This is a genomic window from Paraburkholderia sp. (assembly GCF_034668105.1).
Lineage (GTDB): Bacteria > Pseudomonadota > Gammaproteobacteria > Burkholderiales > Burkholderiaceae > Paraburkholderia.
On the sequence record NZ_JAXDPY010000107.1, the window covers coordinates 1 to 19,406 of the forward strand.

Genomic DNA, 19,406 nt, shown 5'->3' on the forward strand with positions numbered 1-19,406 from the left:
GTCGTCCAGCTTGTCCGGAACGAGAATCCACACTGCCATCACCGCGAACGACGCGACTACCGCCCAATTCAGAATTCCCGGACTCAGAACGCTCGCCAGCCACGCGCCGAGTGCGCCGGATGCACCATGGTTGATGAGAGTAGCCGCAAACACCCCGAGAACGATAGGAATGGGCTTGCGATATCGCGCTGCCAATACCAGCGACAGCAGTTGGGTCTTGTCGCCAATTTCGGCAAGGCCGACCACGCTGGTCGAGACAAGGAAGGATTGCATGGGTTGTTGTACCCGGGCCGCGCGGAAAGAACGCGATGACGCGCATTCCGGCGACCCGGTTAGGTCGGAATGCGTGCCATCAGTCTTGCCAGGCGCTTGGCTGCGCACGCCATAGCGGTCTCTCGACTCGCCAAGTATGTTGACGTGCGCCCTCGAACCTCGCGTTCGAGGCGGCTACTCCCCAATGAACAGGCGCGATTCTATCGCGGCATGCGTGATAGACGCAAATTATCGCACCGCAAGCTCGCGGCGAAGGGCGATGCTCGCCAGATCGGCTTATTCAAGCTTGCAGCGCCCTGCGGCAACGCCGGATATCGAACGTACGCACATCGATACACGGCGACCTGATTGCCACGGGTCAGGTCGTCGCGTGCGAAGGTTGCACTTCGACGGTGACATGCGAGAGCCCCTTGAAGCGCTCGAGCACCGCGTGATAGAAGCGCGAATCGTGCTGAGGTTCACCTGTTGCCACGGACACCACGGCACTCATGTGACCTGGACCCACCCGCCATACATGCAGGTCGACGACCTGGTCGCCACGCTCCTCGATAGCGTTGCGCACGCTCTCCGCCATGCGTCGATCGGAGTTCATGTCGAGCAGGATTGCACCGGTGTCACGCATCAGCCCATATGACCAGTTTGCAATCACCAGCGCACCGATGACACCGGCGAGCGGGTCCATCCAGAGCCAGCCAAATGCGCGTGCCAGCAAGAGACCGATGATAGCCAGCACGGAGACCGCCGCATCCGCCATCACGTGGAGGTAGGCCGAGCGGATGTTATGGTCGCGGGTTGTATCTTCATCGGCATGCTCGTCGTGAGCATGGGCGTGGCCGTCATCATGGGCGTGGCCGTGGCTATGGCCGTGGCCGTGATCATGGCCATGTCTCTCGTCATGGGCGTGTCCGTGGCTATGACCACGACCATGGCTGTGGTCGCCGCCGCTCAGCAGCCACACGCTTGCCAGGTTAACCAGCAGGCCGACCACCGCGATAGGAATCGCCTCGCCGAAGTGGATGGGTACCGGCGACAGAAAACGCGACACCGCCTCGTAGCCAATCAGCACTGCAATCATTGCCAGCACGATGGCACTCGTGAAGCCTGCGAGGTCGCCAAGTTTGCCGGTACCGAACACGAAGCGAGGATCGGTGGCATGCCTGCGCGCATACGTGTAGGCAAGTGCCGCGATCAGCATCGCGCCGGCATGCGTCGACATATGCAGGCCATCGGCGACAAGCGCGAGCGAGCCGAACATACTGCCGCCGACGATCTCAATCAGCATCATCGCGCTGCACAGCGCAATCACGGCCCACGTCTTACGCTCGTTCTTTTCATGACCGGCACCGAGAAAAATGTGGTCGTGTCCTGCGCCAAAGGCAGCGCTTTTGAAATCACTCATGTTCCGCTCTACTTGAAATAGCTGTGAACGACCTCGATAAGCTGGTCAGTCGCGCTGCCGGCCGGCTCTTCGTTGGTGTCCGCATCGACGAGATGGGTGCGGATATGGTCCTCGAGCACCACGGCGAGGAGGCCGTTCATCGCGCCGCGGCAACTGGTTATCTGCTGCAGGACGTCAATGCACCCCTGCTCTTCCTCGAGCGCCCGCTCGATCGCTTCGACCTGCCCCTTGATGCGCCGGACCCGGTTGAGCAGCTTCTGTTTCTCGCGAATGGTGTGGCTCATCAATGATCTCCCCTATACCTAGGGGGAGTATAAGTCAGATAGGGTGGAGGGGTATATTAAATTCGTGTGAGCGAAAGTTTTTCAAACGCATCGGATAGCGCAACCTCGTCGAATCGCCGGTCACGCGGTCGAGCACCGCTGCAAGCAATCATTATTACGAATGCCTTTCGGTCGTGATATGCTCGCGCCTGTCTTTGGGGAGTAGCCGGCTTCTACCCAGAAGCGCCTGCATCAACATACTCGGTCGAACAGACCGTGGTGCAGGCAGCCCTTTGGTTGGCAAGACCATCGACACACCACGCGACCGGTCGGGCGCGGCGGTGTGTCGCGGTTTTCCGCCCGGCCATGAGCGCTTCCTGTCATGAATCCTGTCGCAACCCTCTTCCTTGCTTTTGCCATGTCTACCGACGCCTTTGCGGCTGCGATCGGCAAAGGCGCCACCCTTCATCGTCCTCGCTGGCGCGAAGCTGTCAGGACGGGACTGATCTTTGGCATCATTGAAGCGCTGACGCCTTTAATCGGATGGTTCCTCGGCAAGGCAGCCGCCCAATACGTCTCGGCCTGGGATCATTGGATCGCCTTCACGCTGCTGTTCATCCTGGGCGCCCGCATGGTCTTCAATAGCTTCACCGGCCGGGAAGTCGAAGAAAAGAAGCCGGCCGCCCATTCGTTCTGGCTGTTGGCACTGACCGGTTTTGCCACGAGCATCGATGCGATGGCGGTCGGCGCCGGTCTCGCCTTTGTCGACGTCAACATCTATTCGACCGCGGCAGCGATCGGCCTCGCCACCATGACGATGGTCACGATCGGGGTCATGCTGGGCCGTGTCGTCGGCAACGTTGCGGGCAGGCGTGCGGAACTGGCGGGCGGCATTGTGCTGGTCGGCATTGGCTGCACGATCCTTGTTGAACACCTGGGGCTCATTGCCTGATCACCCTCTCTCGTCGTGGTCCGCTCGCATTGTCGTCGACAAATGCCGGCGTCGATTAGAGAGAGGAGACGGCGACGAGCTATAGCCCACGCGCCGCCGTCGTGCCCCGCTGGCTACCCTGGCGCAGATGGTCCCGGAGCCGCTTGTACGAGCCAGTCCCGCTCGCATTACCCGGCTCCGTGTTCGAGATACTCAGGGTCCGGTAACCGACAGATAAGCGGCGACCTGCTCGATCTGCGTGTCATTCAGCGTAGCCGCTACTGCCGTCATCGTTCCGGCTTTCGGCGGGGCGGCTTTTGCGCGCGCCTGGAATTCGTGCAGCCGGGCGACGGTAAATGCGGCGGGCTCGCCTGCGATACTGGGGAAGCGCGCGCCGTTGCCCTTGCCGCCCGCGGCGTGGCAAGTGAAACATGCCGCTACGCTCGTGCCCGCTCCCATTTCGGCGAGTTGCTTGCCGGCCGCGACGAGCTCCGGCGCTGGCGGCTGCGAAGCTTTCACAAGCGGCGGATGCTGGTTCGAGAAGAAGACCGCGAGCGCTTGCATGTCGCTGTCCGACAGGTTCTGAGCGACCGCCTGCATCGGAGGGCTGACACGCGTGCCGGCCTTGAACATCGACAGCGCGTGTGCAAGGTACTCCGGATTCTTGCCTGCCAGCCGCGGCATGCCCGTTTCAGTTCCAGCACCCAACGCACCATGACACGCTACACACGTCGCAATCGACGGACCCTGTGCAACGTTGCTTGTACTTGCGCTCGCAGCCTGGCTCTGGGCGAAGCATAAGCCGGCGAACGCGCCCAGCGACATCGCCACACCTACTCGCGCGCCGCGTGAAAAGACATGCCGAAGGGTTGAAGCCGCCTTTTCGTGCCGACCATGATCTCCGCGAGAACTGTTGTCCGAATTGCGTACGTTGAATTGCTTGATGATGTCGAGCATCTGATCTTCCACATGAGGTTTGCACCAGTCTGTCGATAGTCAACCGGCGGGTGAAGTTGGTTGTATCGATGACGCTCATTGAAGATCGCTATGCAGTCCCGGGGATTGAGCATGCGTAAGGATTTGAGCCTTGATAAGGCCAATCGACGACTCTGTCCGATGACGAAAATGTAATCGGACCGCAACGTCACGGTTATCCAGCGCGCCCTCTTCTCACCCGGGAAATCGAGTCGATACTTTCATTTCGCCTCGAGGGACTTCTATCAATGCGTCGCACCGACCTTTCTGAGTGCTTCCATTGCCGCTGTATTGCCTTGCGCCCGAACGGTCGCAAGCGCAGTGTTTCCCCGCGCGTCCTCATGATCCGGGTCCGCGCCATGTGCGATCAGGTCATCGAACAGGCTAAAGCGTCCAAACAGTGCGGCGAAAGCGAGTGCGGTTTCGCCCGCGTTATTGGTCGCGTTAATGTCACAGTGCGTTTGCAAGAGCGTCCTTGCGATGTCGAGCTGACCTTTGTAGATGACGCCCATCAAAGCCGTATTGCCGTTACGGTCCGCTGCGCACGCATTTGCACCTGCGGCCATCAGCTTATCGACCGTATCTGGATGATTGTCGTAAGCGGCAAGAATCAGCGCTGTGTAGCCGCTCGAATTCGCGCTTTCAATTGGATAACCCGCCTTGAGCAACGCATCGAGAATGTCCCATCGCCCTTCTCGTGCAGCGTTAAACCATTCGCGATCGTATTGATGCGCTTCGACGCGCTGGTTCGCTTCCAGTTTCGGCACGGGCATGACTGCCGATGCGCATCCGGCCAGCAACATCGCACATGCAACCACGCCCGCGATGGAAGGCCATGCAAAACCAAGGTATCTACGCTGCTTCATACGAGGTGTTTCCGTGAGACGAGGCACGTCGGATTAGCGGCGTGCCCCCTGTTGCTTAGTGGCGACTCAAGGCGTATCAAGCTCGCCTGAAATCACTCATCGGACAGCTTCGCCGACATCGTCTTCACCTTCGAGCCGTCCGCATTCAGCGCACGAATCAGGCGAGCACCCAGATCGGGATCGGCCTTGTTGAAGTAAGACAGCATCGTGTACTTGTTGTCTTCGTTCGTGACATGGCTCAGGTCGCCGGACAGCGCGGTGACGAGATCGCCCTTGCCTTGCTCGGTGAGACTTTCGAAATACTGACCCGCTTGCCGGAAGTTCTGCTTCTTGTGAATCGCGATCTGCTGCGTGGTGCCGGACAATGGCGTCTGCAGGTACTTGTATTTCGGATCCTGGCTTATTTCGCTAATCCCCGACGGCTCATAGTTGATCTCGCCGGTACGATCGCCCGAGTTCATTTTCCCGTCCTGATTGTTGTTGTGAACGTCAATCAGCGGCCGGTTGATCGGAAGCGAATTGTAGTTCGCGCCCAACCGGTACATTTGCGTATCGGCGTACGCAAACAGACGGCCCTGGAGCATCCGGTCCTCCGACGGCTCAATGCCGGGAACCAGTCGGGACGGTGCAAACGCGGACTCTTCGGTGGACTCGAAATAGTTGTCGGGTACGCGGTTCAGCGTCATGGTGCCGATCTTGCGCTCAGGTACGCCGAGCCATTCCTTGGTGTCGTCAAGCCCATCGTAAGAGAACTTGTTCAGATCGGACGGCTTGAGAACCTGGACGTACAGATCCCACTTCGGGAAAGCGCCCTTACGGATTGCGCCGTAGAGATCGTTGGTCATCAGATTCCAGTCGGAGCCGATGGATGCGGCGATTTCACCGGGACGCAAGTCCTTCTTGCCCTGATCGCTGACCCAATGGAACTTGACGTAGTGCACCTCGCCCTTCGCATTCACGAACTTGAAGGCATGCACGCCAAATCCGTCCATATGCCTGTATGAATCGGGCATGCCGTCGTCGCTATAAAGATGCGTGAGCATATTTGTCGCTTCAGGCGTATGCGCAAAGAAGTCAAAGGCCAGATTGGCGTCCTGAACCCCGGTGACCGCGCTGGGTTTGTTAGCGTGGACGAAGTCGGGGAACTTGATCGCGTCGCGGATAAAGAAGATCGGCCAGTTAATCCCGACCATGTCCCAGTTGCCTTGCCTGGTGTAGAACTTGATCGCGAAACCGCGCGGATCGCGTGCCTGTTCGGGAGATCCGCGGTAGCCCATCACCGTTGAGAACCGCACGAATACCGGCGTTTTACTGCCCGGCGAGAAGACCTGCGCGGTTGTCAGGTCGGATACATCGGCGCTTGGAACGAATTCGCCGAAGGCGCCTGTGCCGCGCGCATGAACGACACGTTCGGGAATGCGCTCGCGATCGAAACGCTGCAGCTTTTCAACCAGATGCGAATCCTGCAATAGCACGGGACCTTCCGGACCCGCTGTTTCCGAATTCTGATTGTCGCCAACCGGAGATCCATTGTCGCGGGTCATGTCGGCAGCAAAGACAGGCGGCAACATCGTGGCGCTCAAGACAACGGACAGAAGCGTTCTTTTGAAGAATTTAGTTGCATATTGCATATTTCGGTTCCTAGGATCAATTACTACTCAAGACATCGCCAATCGGATTGCATGCTATGTCGATGTCTTTGAGCGGTCCAATCGCAGTTCCTAATGAACGCGATAGTGATGTCTTAGGAATGTGAGAACCTGACAAATCTTGCAGGTAGTAATGCGGGGAATGGAGTCGACCGCTCGTTGCAAGACCTTCCGTTTCGGAGGTTGGGCCAGGAGAAAGAGCGAGTGAATCAGGAGCCGTTCCGGAACACACCGGCGAGTCGTCAATCGGGCTTCTTCAGTCCGCTCGGATTCTCAGGTCCACCGCGCGTCACCCCTTGATCGGCCGGCGCGCTCGCACCGCGATTGTCGGGCGCTGTCTCGCGTCCTCCGGATGTCGCCGACGCAGCATGCGGCGCGCGGACTGCGGCAGGCGGGCGTGGTCGATCGCCACTCTGAGACGCCTGGGCGACGCTAATGCCTCCCATCTCCACTGCCGAGCGGACCGCATCCACACCACTCGCTCCCGGCTCGCGAGCCGCACCTGTATCTTGCGCAAATCCGCTCGTCGCAAAGATTGGCATCAACGCTGCCGCTGCGAAGCTCTTGAAGAGGACTTTCATTTTCGTCTCCATCGTCACGCGCACGCACTCATCGATGCGCGTGCGCGTTCACTCGACAAATCGCTGCTGACGCGCTGAAGGCTTCTTCCCTTCACCCGCAGGTCGCCTCCATTTTGTAAATTGCACCTTGATGCGGCTTGCGCGAATCAGCCATGCTGTGCTTTGTGCATTGGAGGTCTCTTCATGTTACTTCCACTGAACGACAGGACCAGCATTTTTCGTTACATCCGACGAAAGTGTGACGGAAGCCACACCCAACGCAACGACGGCTTCCAGGGGTATGCTCCTTCAGCAACGCGACGGCTGTCTCGCGCGACGCTGCGTGGCCGGAGCGGCACAAAAAATGCTGGCTGGACAGACGATTTATCCCGCACGGCATCGCGGTGAAGTCGTATGGGTCGACATCGACATACTGCGACGCGCCGGCCTCAAGCGCGCGCCGATCAATGCAGCGATCGGCCTGGACTGGACCGTAAGGATCATTGCGCCTGGAGGAAAAACTGCAGCGTTCGCTGATGCATCACCGCGCAAGGGGCGAATGTAATCTCCGCGGATTTGACGTTCCGCTCATAGCGCATCGTGAAGATCGGAACGATCAGGCGATAGTAGCGCACGCATCGAGCCACTGCGCCGAGGTTAGAAACTCAGGGTTTCGTGTGCCTTGACGATGTCGCCGGCCACCGTCTCGATCTGTTCGCGTTTGAGCATGGCCTTTGAGCGCAGCAGCTGATACGCATCTTCTTCAGACATGCCGCGCGAGTCCATTATGATCCGCGTGGCCTGCTGGATCACCCGAACCTTCGCCTGCTTCTGCTCCAGCCGCTCGATGTATCGCTCACGTGCGCGGGATGCCTTGAATTGCGTGAGCGCGACGGCGATGGCGGTCAATAACCCAAACGAGCGGACCGGCGACGGAATCGTAGCGAACGCATTCAACCGCAGCACCGCTTCGATGGTGATGGGATTTTCGTAGGTCACGACCGGAATCACCGGCGGCGACGTGCTTGTTCCAAGCCACGGATAATCGATTGACAGCGCCTCAGGACGCATTGCCATGACAACCAGCCCGGTGTCGGAAGGCAGGCTGTCGAGGCGCGGCCAGCATACCTGCACGTCACAGCCGATGCGCTGAAGCTGCGCGAGCAACTCTTCGCCATCCTGATCATGCGGATGGATAACAACGACCTTTAGCGAACGCAGGTCACGCAGGATGGTCGGCGTCTGCGCTGTCCGCTTCATCGATCCGCTCCCGCGCGTGCGAGTTCAGGATGGGCATGCGCGGTCCACGCCGGCGTGCTGTGAAGGACGACATAGGGATCCGCCTTCACGCGTTCGGGCGCGCGTCCGATTATATCGAAACGGCAATGCGCGTCGACCCGGCCGATCAACGGATGCAGGTATGTGTGGTTGTTGTACTCGTCGATACGCACGCGGCCTTGCGGCGCGTCGAACTCGAGTCCGGGCAACACGCGCAGCAACAGCGTCGGGTCGTCGGAGCCGACGCGACGGATTGCATCCGCGAGCAGATGCATCTGGAAATAGGAAGCTTCCCAGCACATGTTGGTCGGCTGATCTTCGCCGAAGCGGGCCTGATAGCGGGCGACGGCGCCGTGGTTCTCGGCTGTCTCCACACTCTGGAAATACGCGGCCGACGTGATGTGCCCTTCCGCGAGGTCGTTTCCCATTACCGCGATTTCGGCTTCACTGGTCATGTGGCTGGCGATAGGCATGCGGTACGGATCGAGCCCGACCTGCGCGAACGCACGGTATAGATGCGGAATACCTTCACCGACTACCGTGGAGAAAATGAAGTCGGGCGCAAGTTGCTTGATCCGCTTTGCGACATCCAGATAACTGTCCCACGGCGCATCGAGCGGCAGATAGGTTTCGTCCACCTTTTCTCCGCCGCGTTCGAGAATCAGATCGCTCATCACGCGATTCGACTCGTATGGGCACACATAGTCTGAACCGATCATGCTCACGCGTGACCCGAAGTGCGTGAGCATGAAACCGGCGAGCGGAAGCGTGTTCTGATTGGGCGCCGCACCGGTGTAGATCACATTGCGGCTGTATTCGAAGCCTTCATACGGCGTCGCATAGAAGAGCAGCGCATTGTGCCGTTCGACAATCGGAATGACCGCCTTGCGCGTGCTGGACATATAACAGCCGACGATGACCCGAACCCGGTGTTCGAGAATCAGTTGTTCGGCGAGGTCGGCATAACGCTGCGGCTGGCATTGCGGATCTAGACAGACAAGTTCGATCTCGCGGCCTGACACTCCGCCCGCGCGATTGATCTCCTCTACCGCGAGCATGGTGGCTTGCAGTTGAGTGAGCTCCGCGGCCGAGGTTACGCCTGAACGTGAATACAGGACGCCAATACTGATTGGGTCCGAGGTACGGCCTGCATCAATACGAGTCATTCGTCAAAACCAATGGGTCTCCAGGGAAGTGCGCTGTTTGTGCGTGTGGCACGTGACTGGTGCGTACTGGCACTGTCTTTGTGCGGAGCTCAAAACAGTCGGCGCGCAAACTGCTTATTTATAATGCCTTCCGCGTTGACCGGGACGCAACTAATCAATTTGCATCCGCTCCACAAAAGGGTTTTGCGGAAAGCGTGCTGCCGGTCGCTAACCGCTGGCATGACCATTGCTTATATGGTCACGCTGACCCGCCGTGCGTAACGGTGGACCCCCAGCATCCATTTCGTTGTTCGAGACAAAGGCGTCTTGAGCAGCACCGGCCAAAAAAGCCCGAAACCAGCGTGTCTGGTTTCGGGCTTTTTGCGTTTGCGATTTCTAATCCATGTCGGAGTGAAGCAAATGAAAAGACGTACCTTCCTGTCGGCAGTCGGCTCCGGATTGGTGACCGCTGCAGGCACTGCGCTACCTAAGGCTGCGTTTGCCGCGGGAGCCAGCGATCCGATCAAGCTCGGCTTGCTGTTTTCGCAATCGGGCACGATGGCCAACGGCGAGTCGCTGCTAAAAGATACGGCACTGATGACGATCGATCAGATCAACGCCAAGGGCGGCGTGCTCGGGCGCAAGCTTCAGGGAGTCGTCGTCGATCCGGCGTCGGATTGGCCCATGTATGCACAGCTCTCGAAGCAACTGATCCTGCGCGACAAATGCGCGGCGCTGTTCGGCTGCTGGACGTCAGTGTCGCGCAAGTCGGTGTTGCCGGTTGTCGAGGCTCAGGACAATCTGCTGTTTTATCCGCTTCACTTCGAAGGCGAAGAGCAGTCGAAGAATGTCGTCTACCTGAACTCGCCGCCGAGCAGCTCGGTGCTCCCGGCGATCGATTACCTGATGAGTGACCAGGGTGGCGGCGCCAAGCGCTTCTATATGATCGGCAGCGACTACGTCTGGCCACGCACGATCAACAAGATGCTCAAGGGCTATCTGAAGACAAAGAACATTCCTGACTCGGCATGGCGCGAACACTACGTTCCATTTGGCCAGTCGAACTTCCAGACCATCGTGCGCGACATCAAGGATTTCGCCGCGCAACCGGGCGGCCAGGCCATCGTCGTGATGACCGTGGTCGGCGATTCGATTCCGGCGATGTTCAAGGAAGCGATCAATCAGGGCGTGCGCGCAACCGATATTCCGATTCTTGGCCTGGACGTGGTCGACAGCGATCTGGAAGGTCTCGATACGAAGCAACTGGTCGGCCATCTCAGCTGCTGGTGCTACTTCCAGAACGTCGATACGCCGCAGAACCGCCAGTTCAAGAGCGACTGGAAGAACTACGTCAGTGCGCATAACCTGAAGCATCGGCCGGACATGGTGATCGACCCTATGGTGTCGACCTACCTCGGCATCAATCTGTGGGCGCAGGCTGCCGCGAAAGCTCACTCCACCAGCACGGACGCGGTGCGCAAAGCGCTCGCGGGTCAGTCGATGGTCGATCCGGCGGGCTACACGGTGAAGATGGATGCTTCCACGCAGTACTTGTGGCGTGGCGACATGATCGGCTCGATCAACGCGACTCAGGGCTTCGACATTTTGTGGAAGTCTAAAGACATCGAGAAGCCGGTGCCATTCAGCCCGTTCATCGGCAAAGCTTGATAGTCCCTGTCGCATAGTCAGGTAGTTGCGGAATCGGCATACACAAGCATGCCGGTTCCCCTAGCAGGATCGAATGGAAACACCCATGATCAACTTCAGGCAGATCTTTCGCGCGATCGCTTGTCTGGCGCTTGTTTGGGCCACTACTGCGAGCGCCGCGCCGGGCCGCGCTGCGATGCTCACATCGTTCTGCGCGACGAACGGCGATAAGGCCGCGGCACTAGCGCAATTTGTCGAAACCGGCGTGTCGGACGATACGCATGAGCGTGCGTGGGCGCGTCAGGTCGTCGATGCAATTCGTAACGGCGCGCTGGTGTGCGGCGCGGACGGTCAGGTGACGCTGCGGGGAACTCCCGCGCTCGACGCCGCAACGCTCCAGCCGCGCGCCAATGCGCCGGCGGATTCGCCCTATGTGCCGAGCATCGTGATAATGCGCAAGCTCGCGGTGGCGTCGGCGGAAATGGACCTGTTCTCGCCGCAGCAGGACACCCGCGCGACGGCTGCGCGGCAAGTCGACAAGTTCTTTGCATTGCTCGATCCCGCTGTCGTCGCCCGTGCGGTCAAGGCTCAGCACGATCCAGATACCGCGACCATTCTCACGCTGGCGCTGGCTAAACGAGGTCTGAACAGCAATGTGAAGGCCGACCGCCTGGCGGCAATCAAGGCTGTGGCCGAGGTCCCAAGCGAAACCGCGCGCACCGCGCTGGCGAACTTTGCGGCGCAGGATTCCGTGCGCTCTGATCCGGACGTGCTAACTGCAGTGCAGAGTGCGATTCGCCACATGGACACGTGGCTGTCGCTCGGCAAGGGTTTGTCGATTCTGTTTAGCGGCTTGAGCTATGCCGGCGTGTTGTTGCTGACGGCGCTCGGCCTGTCGATCGTGTTCGGCCTGATGGGCGTGATCAATCTCGCGCATGGCGAATTCATCATGATCGGCGCGTACGCGACGTATCTCGTCGAACGTTTCATGCAGGCGCATTTGCCGGGCTTGTTCGACGCCTACATTTTCGTTGCGATTCCCGTGGCGTTCGTGATCTGCGCAGCGTGCGGCATGTTGCTCGAATTCTTCGTCATCCGGTTTCTGTATCGCCGGCCGCTCGAGACGCTGCTCGCTACCTGGGCGGTCAGCATCGCATTGATCAAGCTGATTCAGGTGCTGTTCGGCTCGCAGAACGTCGAGTTCATCACACCCGGCTTTCTAAACGGCGGCATGCAGGTTGCACCCGGCTTTTTCGTGACCTGCAACCGCGTGTTTGCCATCGTGCTCGCCGTGTTGATTTTCGTCGCGACCTTCGCCGTGGTTCGCTTCACGAAGCTTGGTTTGCTGATGCGCGCCACCACGCAGTTGCGCGACATGGCGCGCTGCCTCGGCGTCCCCGCGGAGCGAGTCGATCGCATCGCTTTCGGACTGGGGGCAGGCCTCGCGGGACTGGCCGGCGTGGTGTTGACGCAGATTGCCAGCGTCAATCCGTCGATGGGCACGGGCTTCGTCGTCGACTCATTCATGGTGGTGGTGCTCGGCGGTGCAGGCAGTCTCGCGGGGACAGTCGTGTCGTCGCTCGCACTCGGCGAAATCAACCAGTTTATCGAACCGTTCTACGGAGCGGTTGCCGCCAAGGTGACCGTGCTTCTGCTCATTGTGCTGATTATCCAGAAGCGCCCGCAAGGACTCTTTGCATTGAAGACCCGCGTATGAATACGTTTCCCGATCCGCGTACCAGCAGGAGATTCACCTTGTCGGCGTTCGCAACGAAATGGATGGGCCAGTCCGTGGAGGTCGGCATCGTTCCGGTGCTGGTCCTGCTGGCGCTCTATCTACCCTTTGCCTATTTTGTGATTCCGGAGTCGAATGCGCTGCATCTGTCGCTGTTCGGCATCAACCTGATCGGACAGATCATGTGCTTCGCGCTGCTCGCGCTGGCACTCGATCTGGTATGGGGTTATGCGGGCGTCCTGAGCCTCGGGCACGGCATCTTCTTCGGCATAGGCGGCTATATGATGGCCATCTATCTGCTGAACGGCGCCTACGCCGACACGCACGTATTGCCGGACTTCCTGCAATACATGGGTGCGAGCGACTTTCCCGCGGTCTGGAAAATGCTGTCGCGGCTGGATGTGACGATCTTCGCCACGATCGTCGTCACCGTGCTGGTCGCGGGCGCGTTCGGCTTCGTCACGTTCCGCTCGCGCATCAATGGCGTGTATCTGTCGATCATCACTCAGGCACTCACGTATGCGCTGATGCTGCTGTTGTTCATCAACGACGTGGGCCTCGGCGGCAACAACGGCATGACCGGTTTCACGAGCCTCGCGGGCCGCAAGCTTGCCGCTACGTCCACGCAGATAGGCCTCGCGGTGTGTTCGTGCCTGCTGCTGGTGGTGGCCTATGTCGGCGTGCGCTTTCTCGCGCGCTCCAGTTTTGGCAGGGCCCTGATCGCGGTGCGCGACGACGAAGCGAGGATGCGCTTTCTCGGCTACCGCACGCATACGTTGAAGCTCTTCGCGTGGTGTCTCTCGGCTGTCCTCGCGGCGTTTGCCGGGATGCTGTATGTGCCGCAGGTCGGCATCGTCAACCCGACTATCGTTTCGCCGCAACTGTCCGTCGAGATTGCCGTGTGGGTGGCCATCGGTGGGCGCGGCACCCTGATCGGCGCAATCGTCGGCGCTATCGTTGTCAACGGACTCAAGTTCTGGCTGACCGCGCAACTGCCGGCGCTGTGGCCGTTCATTCTTGCCGGCGTCACACTCGTGATCGTCGTCTATTTCAGCAATGGCCTGTGGGGTACGCTCAAGGCCGCTGGCAGCGAACGCAAGGGGGCCGGCCAATGAACCAGCCACAACCGGCCACCGCCGTCTACATCAGCGGCCTGTCCGTCACGTTTTCCGGCTTCGCGGCGATCACGAACCTGTCGATGGAGTTTCGATACGGCGAAATTCGCGCCATCATCGGTCCGAACGGTGCGGGCAAGACCACCTTGATGGACGTCATCACGGGAAAGACCCGGCCGGCCGGCGGTGAGGTCTTTCTGAACAAGGTCACGAACCTGGCGACACTCGACGAAACGTCCATCGCGCGCCTGGGCATCGGCCGCAAGTTCCAGAAGCCGAGCGTGTTCGAAGCGCTGCGGGTTCGCGAAAACCTCGAACTGGCGATTCGCAACGGTCGCGGCTACGCGGAGATGGTTCGCTCGCGCCTCGGCGCACAGCAGAACCGGCGCATTGACGAAGTGCTCGAGACGATCGGTCTCGCGAATGAAGGGCCCCGGATCGCCGGCACGCTGTCGCACGGCCAGAAGCAGTGGCTCGAAATCGGCATGCTGCTTGTCGCCGATCCGCAAGTGATCCTGCTCGACGAACCGGTAGCCGGCATGACCGACCACGAAACCGCACGCACCGCCGAACTGATCGAACGGCTCAAGTCGCCCGAGCGGGCGGTGGTGGTGATCGAACACGACATGGATTTTGTCGGCAAGATCGCGGACCTCGTTAGCGTGCTGCATGAAGGGCAGCTGCTGGCCGAGGGGTCGATGGAGCGCGTGCGCAACGATCCACGCGTGATTCAGGTTTATCTCGGACGGTGAGCATGCTGAAGGTTTCCGCACTCAATCAGTTTTACGGCAGCAGCCACACGTTGCGCGACGTGTCGCTGAATGTCGCCGACGGCGCCTGCACCGTCGTGCTTGGCCGTAACGGCGTGGGCAAGACGACCTTGCTGAAGTGCCTCGTCGGACTACTGCCGGTCAAAGCCGGCGAAATCGAACTGGCCGGCCAGCCGCTGACCCGCACGCCGTCGCACCGGCGCGTACTGGCGGGTCTGGGCTACGTGCCGCAGGGACGCGAGATTTTTCCGCAACTCAGCGTCGAAGAAAACCTGCGGATCGGCGCCTACGCGGGCGAGCGCAATCAGACCGCCAAGGGCAAGCAATTTTCCTTCGACGACGTCTTCCATACCTTTCCCGTGCTGAAGACGATGCGCCGCCGCATTGCGGGGAATCTGTCCGGCGGACAGCAGCAGCAGCTTGCGATTGGACGGGCGCTTCTGACCAATCCAAAGCTGCTGATTCTCGACGAGCCGACCGAGGGCATTCAGCCGTCGATCGTGATGGAGATCGAGGCGGTGATCCGTTCGCTGAAAGGATCGCTGTCGATCCTGCTGGTGGAACAATTTTTCGATTTTGCGCAGGCAGTCGCCGACGACTATGTCGTGCTGGTACGCGGCCAGGTCGTGTCGGCGGGGCCGGGAGACCAGATGGAAGCCAACAACGTCAGAGCATTAATTTCAGTGTAATGCGGCGTCAGCGTTGCGCCCATTCACTTCGACAACCCCATTTGAACAGGAACACCACAATGAACTGGCTAGAACAATCGATCATGCACACGCGCGGCGTCGCACGCGGTCAGGTCCGCGAAACGCATGAACTCAGCGAATCCCGTCAGGGCACCTTTCACTACACCATCGGACCGTACTCGACACCGGTGATGAACATCGCTCCAGGCGACCGCGTAGTGGTTGAGACACGCGATGCATTTGACGGCAAGATTCTCACGGAACAAGATCTGCCGAGTCAGAAGCTGCAGGTGCCGTTTCTGAATCCGCAAAGCGGCCCCATCATGATCGAAGGCGCCGAGAAGGGTGACGTGGTGGCGGTGTACATCGAATCGATGCTGCCGCGCGGCGACAATCCGCGCGGCACCTGCTGCCTGATTCCGCGCTTCGGCGCGCTGACGGGTACGGAATACACCGCAACACTCAATGAGCCGTTGCCCGAGATCACCCGCAAGATCGACGTGGACGAAGAAGGCGTCTACTGGAGCAAGCGCGTTACGCTGCCGTACAAGCCGCATATCGGCACGCTGAGCCTGTCGCCGGAAATCGACTCGATCAATTCGCTCACGCCGGACAACCACGGCGGCAATATGGACGTGCCCGACATGGGTCCGGGCAGCATCACGTATCTGCCGGTCCGCTCCGAGGGTGCGCGGCTCTTTATCGGCGACGCCCATGCCTGCCAGGGCGACGGCGAAGTGTGCGGCACCGCCGTCGAATACTCCAGCACGACCACGATCCACGTCGATCTGATCAAGGGCTGGCACATCGAATGGCCGCGCCTCGAAACCGATGAACTGCTGATGGCAATCGGCAGCGCGCGACCGCTGGAGGACGCGACGCGCATCGCGTACCGCGAACTGGTGCTGTGGATGGAAAAGGAATACGGCTTCGACCGCTGGGATGCCTACATGATGCTCAGCCAGTGCGGCAAGGTGCGGCTGGGCAATTTCGTCGACCCCAAGTATTCGGTCGGCGCGGCGATCAGCAAGAAATATCTTGCACCGGCTAACTAAGGGGACGCCACCATGGACTTGAAACTCAAAGGTTTGAAGGCACTCGTAACCGGCGGCACCAAGGGTATCGGCCGCGCCATTGCGCAAACGCTGGCAGTCGAAGGCGCGGACGTCGCGCTGTGCGCCCGCGATGGTGCCACCGTGGAACAGACGGTGGCCGACATCGTGCAGGTCACGGGGGGCGCGGTCAAGGTGTGCGGCGCCTCGGTCGACGTTTCGAATGGTCCGGCATTACAGGCCTGGACACGCGACGCCGCCGCGCAACTGGGCGGCATCGACATCGTCGTCGCCAATGTGAGCGCGCTGTCGATCGGCAACGATCTCGAATCGTGGCGCAAGGAGTTCGAAACCGACTTGATGGGTACGGTCAACCTGGTCGACGCCGCGATGCCATTTCTCGAAGCAAGCAAGGCCGCCTCGATCATCGCGATATCGAGCGTGTCCGGCCGTGAAATCGACTTTGCCGCCGGCCCTTACGGGACCTTCAAGGCGGCGCTGATCCACTACATGCAAGGCCTCGCGTACCACCTCGCGCCGAAGGGCATCCGAGCGAACACCGTATCGCCGGGCAACGTCTATTTCGAAGGCGGTGTGTGGGATCAGATCGAACATAACGATCCGAAGCTGTTCGCGGAAGCACTCGCGTTGAATCCCAGCGGACGCATGGCGCGCCCACAGGAGATCGCGAACGCGGTCGCGTTCGTCGCGAGTCCGGCGGCGAGCTTCGTGAGCGGGGCGAATCTGGTAGTGGATGGCGCACTCACACGCGGGGTGCAGTTCTAAGTGGCGAGGAGCTGGGTCACTCAGGTCGATTCGACAAAGAGCCAGGCGACCAGCCGTTTCCTGGACGCAGCCTGATTGTCGACTCGCAAGGTTGGGCGGCGGCCGGTGCTGCCAGTCCGGCCAGTCCAACCGATGAAGAAATTCTGATGGCGTCGGTGAATCTGGCCGACGCGCGCCGGCACCGGCAATTGAACGCGTTTAATCACGTATTGCGGGACCGCCGTCCTGATCTATCGACGCGGGCAGTCAATCGCAAGCGTTCACCCCTCCCCGCGCTTATACGCCCGTATAGGCGCGGTACGCTAACGCGGCATTGGCGTATCCAACCGTAGAGTAGATTCGCCCTCGGGCTCGGCCTAATCTACTCTCATCACTGCGCGCTCTCTGTTACACCAGCGCCGCACAGTCAAAACCTGTTTGATCGCCACCTTTGTTCAACTACTGTTTCACTCGCCTGACACGTGCCGGGATAGGCGGTACGCTCTTCGGTCTGGCACCGGCAGCCCTTGCATACAACTAGAGGTCGCTAGATTTTGCGCGACTGCACCGTCGTCCTCCGGGCCTCGACGATGTATCAACCCAGGCGAGGGCGAGCCCGCAGACGAGGCTGCGAGTCTCGCTTAACTGGCCCTCCGACGCGCACTGCTGAATGCCGATCCCTGCGTCATATCGCCCAGGGCGCCGGAACGGACCGTAGACATGCGTCGTGAATGCTTACATGCCAAGGCGAAACCATGAAGTGGACCGCGGATACCTTAGCGATCTTGCGCGATTTGCGCTCGCTGAAAGTGGTTGTGATTCATCCGCAGGATCAGGATGGCGACCAGCTTCTCGTGCAACTCCACCGCATTGGGTGCGACGTAGAAGTTTGCTGGCCGACACTCGACAGCTTGCCCTTCGGAACGGGGCTCGTGCTGATGGCGATGCGCCCCGAAACCCTCTCGGTCAATTTTCCGTGGCTCGGAACCAGCCTGTCGCCGCCCTTGATTTCGGTGGTGAGCTACGAGAATCCAATTACCGTCGAAGCGGTGCTGCGCCTGAACGCGCTGGCGACGATAGCGTCGCCGGTCCGCTCCTTCGGAGTGTTGAGCGCGCTTGCGGTGGCGTTGATGCAATGCCAGGCATTGCGGAAGCGCGATCGATACATTGAGCGGCTCGAGAAGAAGCAAGCGAAGGTTCGAGTGATCCAGCAGGCCACGCAGCTTGTGATGGAAAAGCGTGGCGTGTCGGAAGAACATGCGTATCAATTGCTACGCTCAACGGCAATGCTCAAGCGCGAGCAGATCGAGGTGGTGGCAAGCGAGATCGTCAAGGCGCACGAAACACTAATTCTTTAGCCGCTCGAATACGCTCGTTCATTTTACGGATGAACGAAGCGCGCGATGATTCCAACCATAGCGCATCCAAATCGTTGAATCTGGAAGCTGTCGTATCCTCCTTAAAGTGCTCGGCGCCCTCACGCTCGGCGAGCGTTAGCGGCGCTCACGGTGCATTTTCATGTAGCGTGTAAGAGCACAGTGCGCGTTTGCCTGCAAGTGGTGCACGACATCGACGACTTCGTTATCGCGAAGCAGATTCACCGCGGCCATCTGCGCCAAGCCAGCACTTGCTTTGCTGCATGATTAACCGGGTGTCGCGGCAGCAGGCACGACATATGCGATATTGCCTCGCGTTGCCTGCCGGATGCATCCAGCAAGCGCTGAAACACAGCAGCAACTCCCTGATCACTTGTCTGCACGGACAAAGGCGTCCGTGCAGACCCCGGCCAATGAAGCCCGCCCACCAGGCCAATCCTGGTTGACGGGCTTTCTTTGTTTACCGTTTCCGCAAATGTTTAACCCATGACGAAAAAATCAGATACGTTCGAAATTGCCGAGATGGGCAATGTTGTGCTGCAATCCGGCGCAACACTCCGTGGTGTCAAGCTTGCCTACAAGACGCATGGCACCCTGAACGCCGCGCGCGACAATGCGATCGTCTATCCAACCTGGTATGGCGGCCAGCATGCCGACAACGAATGGCTGATCGGCCCCGGCCTGGCGCTCGACCCCGCACGCTACTTCATCATCGTTCCGGACATGCTGGGCAACGGCTTGTCCAGCTCTCCAAGCAATACCCCGCCGCCCTACAATCAGGGCCGATTTCCGCACGTGACGGCGTATGACAACGTCAAGCTGCAGCATCGGCTCGTCACCGAAACTTTCGGTATTGAGACGCTTGAACTCGTCACCGGCTGGTCGATGGGTGCATTGCAGGCCTACCACTGGGGCTCG

Annotated in this window: 19 protein-coding genes and 2 riboswitches; of the genes, 11 read left to right on the plus strand and 8 right to left on the minus strand. The window is 59.9% G+C overall.

Annotation, left to right across the window (positions count from 1 at the left end):
* The 3 genes from QOC89_RS05155 to QOC89_RS05165 form a co-directional block, all read right to left on the minus strand.
* The coding region (locus tag QOC89_RS05155; protein WP_323044041.1) for a TMEM165/GDT1 family protein at positions 1–273 on the minus strand (273 nt) is incomplete at its 3' end.
* Positions 274–288: 15 nt separating this feature from the next.
* Positions 289–468, minus strand: a riboswitch (yybP-ykoY riboswitch).
* Between the two features lie 163 nt (positions 469–631).
* On the minus strand, positions 632–1,672 hold the full coding sequence (gene dmeF / locus QOC89_RS05160; protein ID WP_323044042.1) for a CDF family Co(II)/Ni(II) efflux transporter DmeF: 1,041 nt from the start codon (positions 1,670–1,672) through the stop codon (positions 632–634).
* A gap of 8 nt (positions 1,673–1,680) precedes the next feature.
* Positions 1,681–1,956 (minus strand): metal/formaldehyde-sensitive transcriptional repressor, encoded by a 276-nt coding sequence (locus QOC89_RS05165; protein WP_323044043.1) that lies wholly within the window; start codon positions 1,954–1,956, stop codon positions 1,681–1,683.
* 184 nt (positions 1,957–2,140) lie between these two features.
* Positions 2,141–2,310: riboswitch (yybP-ykoY riboswitch) on the plus strand.
* Between the two features lie 7 nt (positions 2,311–2,317).
* Here QOC89_RS05165 and mntP point away from each other — a divergent pair.
* On the plus strand, positions 2,318–2,887 hold the full coding sequence (gene mntP / locus QOC89_RS05170) for a manganese efflux pump MntP (RefSeq protein WP_323044044.1): 570 nt from the start codon (positions 2,318–2,320) through the stop codon (positions 2,885–2,887).
* A gap of 192 nt (positions 2,888–3,079) precedes the next feature.
* Here mntP and QOC89_RS05175 read toward each other — a convergent pair whose 3' ends face one another.
* The 3 genes from QOC89_RS05175 to QOC89_RS05185 all read right to left on the minus strand — a co-directional run bounded on the left by QOC89_RS05175 (position 3,080) and on the right by QOC89_RS05185 (position 6,278).
* Positions 3,080–3,823 (minus strand): c-type cytochrome, encoded by a 744-nt coding sequence (locus QOC89_RS05175; protein ID WP_323044045.1) that lies wholly within the window; start codon positions 3,821–3,823, stop codon positions 3,080–3,082.
* A 263-nt stretch (positions 3,824–4,086) separates the two neighbouring features.
* Positions 4,087–4,707, minus strand: a complete 621-nt coding sequence (locus QOC89_RS05180; protein ID WP_323044046.1) for an ankyrin repeat domain-containing protein — start codon at positions 4,705–4,707, stop codon at positions 4,087–4,089.
* Positions 4,708–4,799: 92 nt separating this feature from the next.
* Positions 4,800–6,278, minus strand: a complete 1,479-nt coding sequence (locus QOC89_RS05185; protein WP_323044047.1) for a catalase — start codon at positions 6,276–6,278, stop codon at positions 4,800–4,802.
* A 939-nt stretch (positions 6,279–7,217) separates the two neighbouring features.
* On the opposite strand from QOC89_RS05185, the gene QOC89_RS05190 reads away from it, so the two are divergent.
* Positions 7,218–7,481, plus strand: a complete 264-nt coding sequence (locus tag QOC89_RS05190) for a hypothetical protein (protein ID WP_323044048.1) — start codon at positions 7,218–7,220, stop codon at positions 7,479–7,481.
* A gap of 92 nt (positions 7,482–7,573) precedes the next feature.
* Here the strand turns inward: QOC89_RS05190 and QOC89_RS05195 are convergent, their stop codons facing one another.
* Together QOC89_RS05195 and QOC89_RS05200 are read right to left on the minus strand one after the other, a co-directional pair.
* Positions 7,574–8,176 (minus strand): ANTAR domain-containing response regulator, encoded by a 603-nt coding sequence (locus QOC89_RS05195; RefSeq protein ID WP_323044049.1) that lies wholly within the window; start codon positions 8,174–8,176, stop codon positions 7,574–7,576.
* Complete coding sequence (locus QOC89_RS05200) at positions 8,173–9,360, minus strand: transporter substrate-binding domain-containing protein (protein WP_323044050.1); 1,188 nt, start codon at positions 9,358–9,360, stop codon at positions 8,173–8,175. Before QOC89_RS05200 ends, QOC89_RS05195 begins: the two co-directional genes overlap by 4 nt.
* A gap of 399 nt (positions 9,361–9,759) precedes the next feature.
* On the opposite strand from QOC89_RS05200, the gene QOC89_RS05205 reads away from it, so the two are divergent.
* The 9 genes from QOC89_RS05205 to QOC89_RS05245 form a co-directional block, all read left to right on the plus strand.
* Complete coding sequence (locus QOC89_RS05205) at positions 9,760–11,007, plus strand: urea ABC transporter substrate-binding protein (protein WP_323044051.1); 1,248 nt, start codon at positions 9,760–9,762, stop codon at positions 11,005–11,007.
* A 73-nt stretch (positions 11,008–11,080) separates the two neighbouring features.
* Positions 11,081–12,703 (plus strand): urea ABC transporter permease subunit UrtB, encoded by a 1,623-nt coding sequence (gene urtB / locus QOC89_RS05210; RefSeq protein ID WP_323044052.1) that lies wholly within the window; start codon positions 11,081–11,083, stop codon positions 12,701–12,703.
* Between the two features lie 38 nt (positions 12,704–12,741).
* Complete coding sequence (gene urtC / locus QOC89_RS05215) at positions 12,742–13,836, plus strand: urea ABC transporter permease subunit UrtC (protein WP_323044053.1); 1,095 nt, start codon at positions 12,742–12,744, stop codon at positions 13,834–13,836.
* Entirely contained in the window at positions 13,833–14,588 is a 756-nt protein-coding gene (gene urtD, locus QOC89_RS05220) for an urea ABC transporter ATP-binding protein UrtD (protein ID WP_323044054.1), read from the plus strand. Before urtC ends, urtD begins: the two co-directional genes overlap by 4 nt.
* 2 nt (positions 14,589–14,590) lie before the next feature.
* Positions 14,591–15,295 carry an urea ABC transporter ATP-binding subunit UrtE gene (urtE, locus tag QOC89_RS05225; protein ID WP_323044055.1) on the plus strand — a complete coding sequence of 235 codons (705 nt, stop codon included), beginning with the start codon at positions 14,591–14,593 and terminating at the stop codon, positions 15,293–15,295.
* 59 nt (positions 15,296–15,354) lie between these two features.
* Positions 15,355–16,350 carry an acetamidase/formamidase family protein gene (locus QOC89_RS05230; protein ID WP_323044056.1) on the plus strand — a complete coding sequence of 332 codons (996 nt, stop codon included), beginning with the start codon at positions 15,355–15,357 and terminating at the stop codon, positions 16,348–16,350.
* Between the two features lie 12 nt (positions 16,351–16,362).
* Positions 16,363–17,133: an SDR family NAD(P)-dependent oxidoreductase gene (locus QOC89_RS05235; protein WP_323044057.1), complete on the plus strand. Its 771-nt coding sequence runs from the start codon at positions 16,363–16,365 to the stop codon at positions 17,131–17,133.
* A gap of 773 nt (positions 17,134–17,906) precedes the next feature.
* Positions 17,907–18,470 carry an ANTAR domain-containing response regulator gene (locus QOC89_RS05240; RefSeq protein WP_323044058.1) on the plus strand — a complete coding sequence of 188 codons (564 nt, stop codon included), beginning with the start codon at positions 17,907–17,909 and terminating at the stop codon, positions 18,468–18,470.
* A gap of 504 nt (positions 18,471–18,974) precedes the next feature.
* On the plus strand, positions 18,975–19,406 hold a 432-nt coding region (locus QOC89_RS05245), incomplete at its 3' end, for an alpha/beta fold hydrolase (RefSeq protein ID WP_323044059.1).